The organism is uncultured Gordonia sp. (genome assembly GCF_937858515.1).
Classification (GTDB): Bacteria; Actinomycetota; Actinomycetes; order Mycobacteriales; family Mycobacteriaceae; genus Gordonia.
The window spans coordinates 1-10,720 of record NZ_CALLZT010000102.1 but is presented as its reverse complement, the minus strand read 5'-3'; the positions used below and the strand labels follow the sequence as shown (position 1 = coordinate 10,720).

Below are 10,720 nucleotides of genomic sequence, written 5' to 3'. Positions count from 1 at the left end.
CTTTTGTCTTCTCAAACGCCGGAACTCCCACCACTACTCGCGGATCTAGGTCAGATGTCGCGGTTGTTCGGCAACATCGGCATCGTGCTACCGAGTATCGGCAGCGTGTTCGAGGGTGGTTTCTGGCTGGTCCCGATGCTGAACTCGGTGAACAACACCGCGGACACGCTGGTGGGCATGGGGCCGGCCATCGCCGACAACGATGCGCTGATCCGCAAATTCCTCACCGAGAACCTGCAACCGTTCATGAAGAAGCCGGGTCTGGACATCGTGTCGATGCGGACCCCCGAAGGACAAAACGTGATCAGTGAGATGCTCCGGGTGCTCAAGATGCTGGGAGCGGTGCAATGAGTCGGGCCGCGATGGTCACCGCATCCGGAATGCGGACCGGGCTGTCGGTGGTCGCGATGCTGGCGCTGATGGCCGTGTCGATCCTGTACCTCGGTTCCGTCGGACTGAGCGTCACCGACAACCGCGGCGTGCGTACCGCGAAACTCGAACTGCGGGAAACCAACGGTCTCGTGGTCGGCTCGCGCGTGCTGTATCGCGGCGTGCCCGTCGGGAAGGTGACCAAGGTGCAGCCCTCGGTCACCGGCGTCGATGTGTCGTGGAATTACAAGAAGGAATATGTGATTCCCGAGGACTCCCGGTTCCGGGTCGACAACCTGTCGGCGCTTGGCGAGACCTACCTGGGAATCACACCGCGTGGTGGCGGAGGGCCGGCGCTGTCGGACGGAGTGCGCCTGGCGACGTCGAGCGTGGAGGTGCCCACCACCATCGACGAACTGTCGGCACGATTCACCCGACTGCTCGAGCAGGTCAACGAGAAGAAGGTCCGCGCGATCATCGACGAGGCCAACACCGGCCTGGTCCCTGACCGCGAACTGCTGGGAAACATCGCCAATGCCAGCGCACTGCTGGAGTCGACGATCATCACCACCCGCGGCTCGCTGACTGAACTGCTCGACCGGTTCCAGCCGCTGCTCATCAAGGGCGCCGACGTCAGCGACGAACTCGCCGCCTCCGGCAAACCGCTCGCACGGTTCGCCGACGGTCTGGCACTGTTCGTCACCGAGGGTGGCAAGAGCAAACCGACCAGTCGCGACGGCAAGGACGGCTTCATCGTCAGCACGCATGCACCGGATTCACTGAACAATCAGGCCAAACCGTTGCTGACCAATATCCAGCGGTTCCTGGACCGATCGGCCCCGGACCTGAAGATTCTGGGTGAGGCGGTCACCCCCGCGATCAGCGAGACCGCCGCGCAACTGCGGACGGTCGACCTCAGTGACCTGATGCGCACCGCATTGGCCACGGCCGGCAACGGAAACGGCCTCGTGGTCAAGGTCAGTGGATAGTCGATCGGCTGCCGCGCAGCACGATCGGTGATAGTGAGATGGGAAGACAATGACAGCGCAAACCTGCGAAAGCGACATTGATATGGAATCGGCCGAACGCGACGACAGCCACCCGGAAGAAACCGAGACGCCCGAGGACAAGACCTCGCAGAGCGAGACTCCAGAAAGTAGAACTCCGGAAAGCAAAACTCCGGAGAGTAAGGTCGGCGAAAGCAAGGCGGCGGTGGCCGAGAAGGCGATCGGTAAAGGCGCGAAGAAGGCGCGGTCATTCCAGATCGGTGCCGTGCCGCTCGCTCTCGGAGTGCTGGCCCTGGCATTGGCGATCGCGGTCGGTGTGCTCGGTTACGTGGTCACCGACCGCGGCAACACGATCGACACGATGAAATCACAGGCCGCCGACACGGTCCACGCGGAGAAGGTGGCACTGGACTACGCCACCGGCGCGGCCCAGATGGACTACAACGACCTGGCCGCCTGGAACAAGCGGCTGACCTCGGGAACGTCGAAGGAACTGTCGGCCAAGCTGACCGACGCGGCCACAGCGATGGAACAGGTCATCGTGCCATTGCAATGGAAGTCCACCTCGTCACCGGTCGCGTCGACGGTGAAAAGCCACGACGGTGACGTTTTCGTGGTCGCCGCGTTCGTCAGCGTGAACACGAAGAACGCGCAGGCACCCGACGGCGTGCAATCGACCGCGAGCTACACCGTGACGGTGGACCGATCCAGGGATTGGTTGATCACCGATGTCGGTGGAGTGGACGCAGCAGTCGGTCAGAAGTAGCGGCGGGACAAAAGTAGTTGATCAATTCTGAGAGGTGTTGAACCGTGAGCAATATCCTGAACCTGGCCGACAGTGCGTGGCCACTGGTCACCGAAGAGGGGTGGCCGCCCAACATGGAGCCGCATCCCAGCAATTTCAGCGTGGGTACGGCGCAAGAGATCGCATTCTTCTTCATCGCCGGCGCCGCCGTCGTCATCTTCGCCCTGCCGTGGGCGATCAAAGCCGGTGCCAGAAGCCGAAACTGGGTGCCACTCCTGGTGATCGGCAGCGGCCTGGTCTGCAGCCTGCTCGAGCCGATGCTCGACCTCCTCGGTCATCTGCACTGGGCCAACAACCTCATTCCGGCGTTCACCAACTTCGGTATCACGGTGCCGGCGCTGATTCCGCTGTGCTATGTCGCTTTCCTGGGTCTGGAGGCGTACTTCGCCTATTTCGTCATCCGTAATGGCGCCCACCGTAGGCACTTCGTGATGCTGCTCGGAATGGGCATCATCACCGATGCCGTGATGGAGACGATCGGTATCAATCTCGGCGTGTACGAGTACTACGGTGTCCAGCCGTTCGAATTCCTCGGTTTCCCGTACTGGTGGGGCTTCATCAACGGCGGCTCGTTTGTCACCATCGGCGCTATTCTGGCCTTCGCCGTGCCGCGCCTTCAGGGTTCCTACAAACTGCTGATTCTGCTGTCCGCGCCGTTCGGCATGATGGTTGCCTACTTCGGTGTCGGCTCGGTGCACATCCTGGTCCACAACTCGGCGCTGCCGACCTGGGTTCGCTGGGTGGCCGCTGCGGTGATGATGGTGATGATGGTGGGCTGGATGTTCCTGCTGCATCAACTCGTAGGACGTAAGGCGAACGAGGCCGCTCCGAGCTGGAACCTGGGCCGGATGTTCATGTACTCGTGGGTGCTGCACACCAAGGCGTCACGTCAGCGGTTGTGGGACAAGATGATCGACGAGGCCGGCCCGGGCGCGCGCGAACAACTCGCCGCCGATCCCGAGGATCCCGACCTGGCTGTCGTCGGACCGCATACCGCCCTCGGCGGCGCTGTCGGCGACCGCGATCTGGTTCACTGAGCTTATCCGGATCTCCTGCGGATTACCCACACGGTCCCGACCACGACAGGTGGTCGGGACCGTCTGCGTTCAGGCCAGGGTACCGGTGCCGTTCGGGTTGCCGGTGGCGTTCGGGTCAGGGTGCCAGGGCGCTGCGGACAAAATTCTGGGTGGTGGTGACAACCTTCTCAACCGATCCGCGTCGTGGGTTCCACCATTCCGCGGCCCAGTTCAGGGCGCCCAGGATCAGCATCTGCGTGATGTAGAGATCCAGGTCAGTGCGGATCGCGCCCTCAGCATGTGCCGACCGGATGAGATCACGCCAGATCCGGCCGTATCGGTTCTCCTCGGTGACCTGGCGTTTGCGGATGTTCTCCGGGACCTGGCCCGAATTCCGGATCGAGGCGGTGGTGTACGCGGAGATCTCCAGTTCGTGGCGCAGATGGGTTTCGACGGCGACCAGTATCCGGTCCATGGGCTCGGTACCGTCGGGCAGGTCGTCGAGCACTGCTGTCATGTGCTTGCGCATATCGGCGATACCCGACCACATGACCTCTTCGATCAGGTCCTCGCGGGAGTCGAAATAGTAGTAGATCGCCGGTGCCTGGATCTCGGCCACCTGCGCCACATCCGTGAGCCGCATACCGGCGTAGCCCTTGCGGCTGAGCACCTCGGCCGCCGCGTCGAGAATCCTGGCGCGGGTACGTTCGGACTTGGACGCCGACTCGTCGGTCGTCGTGCTCTGGCGTGTCTTGCGGGGCGGCATACGGCGAATTCTAATCCACGATCAGCGCAACGCCGCAGGTGGCATCACCTGCGGCGTTGGCGCTTAGGTTTGCATAGGTTCCTCAGAGGATCCGTCGCAGGAGCTTCTTGGCGAACTCGCTGTAGGGCGGGTACTGGAACTTCAGATCGGGCTTCTGAGTCTTGACCAGGACGGCCTTGCGGTGGCTGAAGGTCTCGAATCCCCATCGGCCGTGATAGGCGCCGATGCCGCTGGCGCCGACCCCGCCGAACGGCAGACTCGGAATCAGGCAATGCATCGCCACATGGTTGACCACCGCACCGCCCGACGGGACATCGCTGATCAACCGGTCGGCGGTGGCCTTGGACCGCGTGAAGACGTAGAACGCCAGCGGTTTGGGCCTGCTGTTGACGAAAGTCACGGCGGCTTCGGCATTCTCGATGCCCAACACCGGAAGGACCGGGCCGAAGATCTCGTCGGTCATCACCGGATCGGTGGGGGACGGTTCATCGATGATGGTGGGCTCGATGGAGATCGACGCCGCGTCGGTGCGGCCTCCGGTGACGATGGATCCGCTCGTCGAATCGAGGTAGCCGGCGATCCGGCTGAACTGGCGTTCGTTGACGATGCGCTGCAGGTCGGGTTCTCCCGCCCGCAGTTCGATGAGAACTTTACGCAATGCATCGATGAATGCCGGTTTGACCGAATTCTCCACCAGGATGTAGTCGGGTGCGATGCAGGTCTGGCCCGAATTGAGAAGTTTGACCCATAGAATGCGGCGGGCCGCGATTTCCAGATCGGCGTCGGACAGGATCACCACGGGGCTCTTGCCGCCCAGCTCGAGGGTGACCGGTGTCAGTGTCTTGGCGGCACTTTCCATGATCTTCTTGCCGATCTCGGTGCCGCCGGTGAACAGCGCGTGATCGAAACCCTGGGCGAGCAGATCCTGGGTGGTGGCACCGTCGCCCTCCACCACGCGCACGGCCTCGGCGTCGACGTACCGCGGCAGTGCGCGGGCCAGGAAGGCGGACGTTTTCGGTGCCAGCTCCGACGGCTTGATCACCACGGTGTTGCCGGCGGCGATGGCCGCGACGAGCGGCGACAGGGTCAGGAACACCGGATAGTTCCACGGACCGATGATCAGGACCGTGCCCAGCGGCTCGAACTCGACCCGCGCGGAACCGGGCAGCTGGGTCAGTGGCAGCGACTGACGCTGCGGACGCACCCAGCGCTTGAGGTTCTTGCGTGCGACGTCGATCTCGGCCTTGGTGCCGACGATCTCACCGAACCAGGTGTCGTAGGCGTTGCGGCCGAGGTCGGCGGCCATCGCTTCGGCGATCGCCGGTTCTTCTTCCGCCAGTAGCCGTTCCAGCCCGTCCAGCTGCGCCAGACGCCAGGCGAGTGGGCGGGTGCGCCGCGTCGCGTACACCGCGCGCAGGTCGGCGACGACGGTATCGGCGCCGGGCGTGGAACTGACGGCTGCCGTCGCGGCCCTTGCGGTCTTCGGTGTGGCCGTGGTCTTCGGCGTGGCCGTGGTCTTCGGTGTGGCCGTGGTCATGGTCTCTCCTGTGTGGGGCGGTCGGTTGGCGATCAGAGTGTGCAGGGCCTGCGGCGTGTGAGGGCCTCAGAGCGTATAAGGCATGGACTTCACGGCGCGGACGAAGTTGCCCGTCAGGTACTCGGGTTCGCCGACACGGAGGGTGGGGGCACGGTGCAGGAGTTCGCGGAAGATCTCCCGCAGCTGGGAACGGGCGACGAAGTTGCCCATACAGTTGTGCGGTCCGCCGCCGCCGAAACCGAGATGGGGGTTGGGCGAGCGCAGGATGTCGAACCGGTCCGGATGGGCGAAGACCTTCTCATCGCGGTTGGCGGAGGAATAGATGATGGCGACCCAGTCGCCTTCGCGAATGAACTGGCCGCCGAGTTCGACATCCTGGGTTGCGGTGCGCCGGAATGTCATGACCGGTGTCGCGAAACGGACGGCTTCTTCCACCGCGTCTTCGATCCGGTTGTCGAAGTCGGCGAGCAAGAGCTCACGCTGATCGGGAAAGTCCTGAAATGCTTTGGCGGTCAGGGAGATCGAATTGCGCGTGGTGTCGTTTCCCGCGACGGACAGGAGTACGAAGAACGACGCGATCTCCTCGTCGGTGAGTTGCTCGCCGTCGACTTCGGCCTGAACGAGGTTGGTCATGAGATCGTTGCGCGGGCTCGTCCGGCGCTGATCGGCCAGGTCGAAACCGATTTCCAGCAGACCGACCAGGGCATCGTTGAGAACCTCACCCGATTCGCGGCCCGCGGCGACGTTCTCATCGGCCCAGGAGACCATTCCGTCGGCATGATGTGCCGCCAGTTCGCGGGCCTCCTGATCCTCCAGCCCGACCATCTCGTAGATGGTCCACATCGGGAGCTTTTTGGATACCGCCGAAACGAAGTCGCCTTCGGGATGGGCCAGCAGGTCGTCGACGATGATCCGGGCCTGATTGCGGATCTGCTCGTGGATGCTCGCGACCTGCTTGGGGGTGAACGCCGTGCTCACCAGCCGCCGGAGCTTGGCGTGGCGGGGATCGTCCATGCCGAGGAAGGAACCTGCCGCCGACAGGATGTCCTCGGGCACCTCCTCGAACTGGAAACCGCGGCTGGAGCAGAAAATCTTGGCCTTGCGGCTGACCTCACGGACCAATTCGTGGCTGGTCACCACCCACACGCCGTCGTTCTCCGGCGGCATGAGTGAACCTTCGAGTGGGCGATGCCAGCTCACCGGACGCTGCTCGCGAAGCACTTTGAAGGTCTTGTCCCGCTCCTCCGCGGTGACGGACCAGAAGTCCAGGGACGAGATGGAAAGCTCGTCGTAGGCGGGGCGGGACGGTGCGGCGACGGTGGTCATCGGGGCCTCCTCGGAGTACGGGACTGTTTTGCTGTCGGATGCGACCGGCGCATGTCGGTTTCTGCGCCGACGCACGGACGCCGATCGCGGCACGCTCGTGTTGTCGGCATAACGCGAGTGATGTGATCTGGCTCGCAGTCTATGTCCAGCAACCGGCGTTGTCGACTAGTTTTCGAATATGGATTAACCAGCGCATCTGTTGTGACAGCTGGGATGTGGTTGCGGACGGGTGTCAGCCGGTGGTGGCCGGCTCCCGGTCGGTCGCTGATGGCTGCGGTCGCAGGGACGGATCGCGTGGAGGTTGTCCCACCACCAGGTGCTTGCCGAGCATCGCGATCGTCCAGGCGATCGCGCCGGCAACGGTGAGTGCACCGAGGTACAGGGCCCACATCGGCGGATTGTCGGACGACGTGCGGATCGACAGGTAGATGATGCCGCTGCCGAACAGCCCGTAGGCGAAGCAACTCGGTACGAGGAGAAGCAGGTAGAGCTGCGACGCTCCGCGCAGCAGCGGGACCAGGCGCGAGGCGATGATTCCACTGATCACGGCCGACATGGCATTGGTGAAACCGAGGAAGAGCGGATAGCCGAGGAACTTGAACGGGTGATCGCCCGGATAGATGTAGACGTCCATCACGCTGATGTAGATGATCTCGGCAACCACCGACATGGCCACGATGCCGAAGTACAGGCGCCAGACGGTGCGCATGCTCGGGAATCGTGCGATGGTGCGGGCGATGATGACCGACGCGCCGCCGTAGAACGCGACATAGGCCGCGGGAACCCAGATCGGCTGCGCGCTGCCGAAGGTCGTGTACAGATGCCACTGTCCTCCGCGGGGGAACACCAGGCCATAGAGGTGATCGAACAGCGGCTCCATCAGGGCGGCCAGGCCGCCCGAAACGGTCAGGATTGCCGGCCAGACGATCTTCTCGCGGATACAGATCTGCGCGACGAAGCAGATCGCCACGATGGCGATCGCGAACGTCAGTCCGGTCGCGAACCACTGTCCGACCTCGCTGACCTGCGCATTGAGTACCTCAGGGGACTCGTGTTTCACGGCTTCCTCCGATCAAAAACTTTAATCTGGTTTCAGAATACACCATAAGTAGAGTTATAGTGTGATTGATCGCACAGATCGATGTCGGGAGTGGTTCGGCGATGAGCGCCCCGACGGGGAGTGAGGAATCAGTCAATGGCCAGTGTCAAGGAACCAGCGACGGAACGCACAGCCGTCCTACCGGTGGTATCGGACGTACCACCCCTGGAAAGGCGGGGATCGACGACGTTCCTCGCGGCGATCGGACTCGTCTGGTTCGCCGTGAGCGTTGTCGTGATCGCCCGATGGGTCGGATCGGACCATTTCACGCCCGCGCCAAAGATCGGGCCCGACGAGATGGAATCCTGGCGGCTCATCGCGCTCCGGATCTTCGAGGTCATCAGTCTCGTAGTGCTGCTGCTGTTCATCTGGTTCTCGGTGATCAAGCCGGTCCGCGACACCGGCAGACTCAGCCTGGACGGCCGGTTCGTCATCGGCGGCCTGGTGTGCTTCGTCGCCGACGCCTTCCTGAACGTGCAGAAGTACCTGTTCGCCTGGAACAGCGAGAACATCAACATGGGTGTGTGGGTGAAGTTCATGCCGTTCCACAACCCGGACGCGCCCACCCAGTACGCCGAGTCGCTGGTCTGGGGCCCGCCCATGTACGTCTACTTCTGTGCCGGTGTGGCCATCGTCGCGTGCTACCACGCGAAGAAGGTGCGCAGGCGCTGGCCCTACATCAGCAAGGTCACCCTGTTCACCGGGATCTTCGTTTTCGAGTTCCTGTTCGATTTCATCGTCGAGAACGTGGTCATCCGCACCACACACGCTTACGCCTTCGCCAACACCTATGAGCCGCTGACCCTTTGGGCCGGCGAGGTCCATCAGTTCCCGATCTACGAATCGATCCTGGTCGCGTTCGTCGGCTGCGTGTTCACCTGGATGCGGATGGAGGCCGAGGATCATCCGGAAGGGCTCTCGCCCATCGAATCGGGCCTCGTGCACTGGCGGCCGGAGCTGCAGGGCTGGGTGCGGAACTTCGCGGTGCTCGGATTCTGCATGGTCACACTGTGTTTCGTGTACCACCTGCCGTTCAACTGGCTCGGGATGATCGGGGATTCGGTGGCCGACATGCCGAGTTACCTGCTGCCCGCCTGACAGTCCCGGTGTCTTGGAGTGGACCGTCGCGGATCAGCCCGCGGCGGTCCGCCCGGCCCGTAGGTTTGCGCGTTCGTCGGCAATGGATTTGATCCAGTGTTCGGCGGTCCAGCTGAGCGTGTCGAGATCGACGGGCAGGGTCGTCTGTTCGTAGCCGACGATGATCAGCAGCGCCCAATGCGCGTATCGTGCAGCGGCTTCGGGATTCAGTAGACGCCCGACGATGTTGTGGACCACGTCGTAGCGCAGTCGATCGGCTGCTTCGACCACGTGGCGTACCGCGGGGTCGGCCGATCCCCACGAGCGGATGGCGCCCTCGGCTCCGTGGGGAAGTTTGAGGCCGTAGGAGATGAGCCGGTCGAGAGCGGCGTCGGCATCGGGCTCGGCGAGGAGCCTCTCGAGGTGTTGCTGGGTGTGGGTGGTGAACCAGTAGTCCGGCAGCGCGCGGGTGTAGTCGGCCCAGTTGCGGAAGAAATGATAGAACGATCCGGTGGTGACACCCATCCGCCGGCAGACCTCGGACTGTTTGAGTGCGCCGTAGCCATCCGAGGCGAGGATGTCGAGACCGACTCTGAGGTAGGCGTCGCGGGATGCGGTGGTTGCCATCTGTCCTACGTTATCCGAGCGCGGTGGTGGTTCGCTGAACCACGGGGGTGCTGTCCAGGGCCTGCCTGATCAGCATTTGCGCGGACGTCACCACGGCGTCCACCGGAATCAGGTCGGAGCGGTGCCATTCGGCGGCCCAGTTCAGGGAACCGAGCAGCAACATACGCAGGACGAAAAGATTGATGTCCGAACGGATTTCGCCCTCACGGGCCGCATCCTCGATCAGTCGGTGCCAGATTCGTCCGTATTCTTCGGCCTCCTGGGTGGCCCGTATCCGCAGGTGGGTGGGGATCTGTGCGGTATTGCGTATCGACGCCGTCGTGTAGTCGGACACCTCGAGTTCGCGGCGCAGGTGGGCCTCGACCGCCAGCATGATGCGGTCCATACCGGTATCGCCGGGTGTGGCCGTGTCGAGGACTTCGCGGACGTGCCGGCGCAGATCGGCCAGACCCCACCACATGACCTCTTCGACGAGTGCGTCGCGGGAGTCGAAGTAGTAGTAGATCGCGGTCGCGCGCACTCCCGCGACCTCGGCGACATCCTGTAGATGGGTACCTGCGTAGCCCTTCTCGCTGAGCACCTTGGCCGTGGCGTCCAGGATGCGTGCACGGGTCTGGACGGACTTGTGGCCGCTTCGGCCGGTGCGTCCGGACGGGGCCGCGCCCGCCATTTTTGATTTCATATTAAGTGCCACGCTACCGACTATAGGGCTACCCGTCCACCGGTGGTGGAGTACTAAGTCCCCGATGGCGTGACCGGTCCGATGCCCGCGGGCTCGCAAGGGAGCTTCTGTGCTGTCTCGGCCGGCATCGAAAACCTAATGGAAGTAGGGGGGTCCCATTGGCGGACATTTTGGGGTATTTTGACTCTGTGATCGGTGGCGCACCCGGGCAGTCCGGCTGGCGTGCGTCACACCTGTTCGCCCGGTGGAGTCATCGGCCGACAGGGGATGCGAAGCTCAGCCGAGTTGTTAGGTCGAGGCTCGCATACCGATCCCGATGCTGTGCGGCCGCATGAGGGTGTCCGTTTCAGTACGCCAACCACAACTGCCTCCTGGGCGATCGGGTCGTATCGGCCGTCGCATAAGTGGG

At 63.3% G+C, this 10,720-nt stretch carries 10 protein-coding genes and 1 pseudogene; 5 read left to right on the top strand and 6 right to left on the bottom strand.

All coding sequences use genetic code 11. The features are described from left to right. From Q0627_RS09250 to Q0627_RS09235, 4 genes and pseudogenes are all read left to right on the top strand, one after another. Positions 1–351, top strand: a pseudogene (locus tag Q0627_RS09250) (hypothetical protein); the annotation flags it as partial. Further along, positions 348–1,358 (top strand): MlaD family protein, encoded by a 1,011-nt coding sequence (locus Q0627_RS09245; protein ID WP_291020637.1) that lies wholly within the window; start codon positions 348–350, stop codon positions 1,356–1,358. The pseudogene Q0627_RS09250 and the gene Q0627_RS09245, both read left to right, overlap by 4 nt. A 49-nt stretch (positions 1,359–1,407) precedes the next feature. Beyond that, a complete protein-coding gene (locus tag Q0627_RS09240) occupies positions 1,408–2,142 on the top strand; it encodes a hypothetical protein (protein ID WP_291020635.1) in 735 nt (244 codons plus the stop codon). Positions 2,143–2,255: 113 nt separating this feature from the next. After that, entirely contained in the window at positions 2,256–3,218 is a 963-nt protein-coding gene (locus Q0627_RS09235) for a hypothetical protein (RefSeq protein WP_291020641.1), read from the top strand. Between the two features lie 115 nt (positions 3,219–3,333). On the opposite strand, the gene Q0627_RS09230 is transcribed toward Q0627_RS09235, so the two are convergent. The 4 genes from Q0627_RS09230 to Q0627_RS09215 all read right to left on the bottom strand — a co-directional run bounded on the left by Q0627_RS09230 (position 3,334) and on the right by Q0627_RS09215 (position 7,886). Further along, the gene (locus tag Q0627_RS09230) at positions 3,334–3,963 is read right to left on the bottom strand and encodes a TetR/AcrR family transcriptional regulator (protein ID WP_291020632.1); all 630 of its coding nucleotides are present in this window, start codon (positions 3,961–3,963) and stop codon (positions 3,334–3,336) included. An 82-nt stretch (positions 3,964–4,045) separates the two neighbouring features. Further along, positions 4,046–5,500 carry an aldehyde dehydrogenase family protein gene (locus Q0627_RS09225; protein ID WP_291020631.1) on the bottom strand — a complete coding sequence of 485 codons (1,455 nt, stop codon included), beginning with the start codon at positions 5,498–5,500 and terminating at the stop codon, positions 4,046–4,048. A 66-nt stretch (positions 5,501–5,566) separates the two neighbouring features. After that, a complete protein-coding gene (locus Q0627_RS09220; RefSeq protein ID WP_291020629.1) occupies positions 5,567–6,826 on the bottom strand; it encodes a cytochrome P450 in 1,260 nt (419 codons plus the stop codon). A gap of 232 nt (positions 6,827–7,058) precedes the next feature. Continuing rightward, positions 7,059–7,886 (bottom strand): hypothetical protein, encoded by an 828-nt coding sequence (locus Q0627_RS09215; RefSeq protein ID WP_291020627.1) that lies wholly within the window; start codon positions 7,884–7,886, stop codon positions 7,059–7,061. Between the two features lie 135 nt (positions 7,887–8,021). Here Q0627_RS09215 and Q0627_RS09210 point away from each other — a divergent pair, with 135 nt between their 5' ends. After that, positions 8,022–9,023 (top strand): spirocyclase AveC family protein, encoded by a 1,002-nt coding sequence (locus Q0627_RS09210; RefSeq protein WP_291020625.1) that lies wholly within the window; start codon positions 8,022–8,024, stop codon positions 9,021–9,023. 33 nt (positions 9,024–9,056) lie between these two features. Here the strand turns inward: Q0627_RS09210 and Q0627_RS09205 are convergent, their stop codons facing one another. Both Q0627_RS09205 and Q0627_RS09200 read right to left on the bottom strand, forming a co-directional pair. Continuing rightward, positions 9,057–9,629 carry a TetR/AcrR family transcriptional regulator gene (locus Q0627_RS09205; RefSeq protein WP_291020623.1) on the bottom strand — a complete coding sequence of 191 codons (573 nt, stop codon included), beginning with the start codon at positions 9,627–9,629 and terminating at the stop codon, positions 9,057–9,059. Between the two features lie 10 nt (positions 9,630–9,639). Beyond that, a complete protein-coding gene (locus tag Q0627_RS09200) occupies positions 9,640–10,323 on the bottom strand; it encodes a TetR/AcrR family transcriptional regulator (RefSeq protein ID WP_291020621.1) in 684 nt (227 codons plus the stop codon). Positions 10,324–10,720 lie beyond the last annotated feature (397 nt).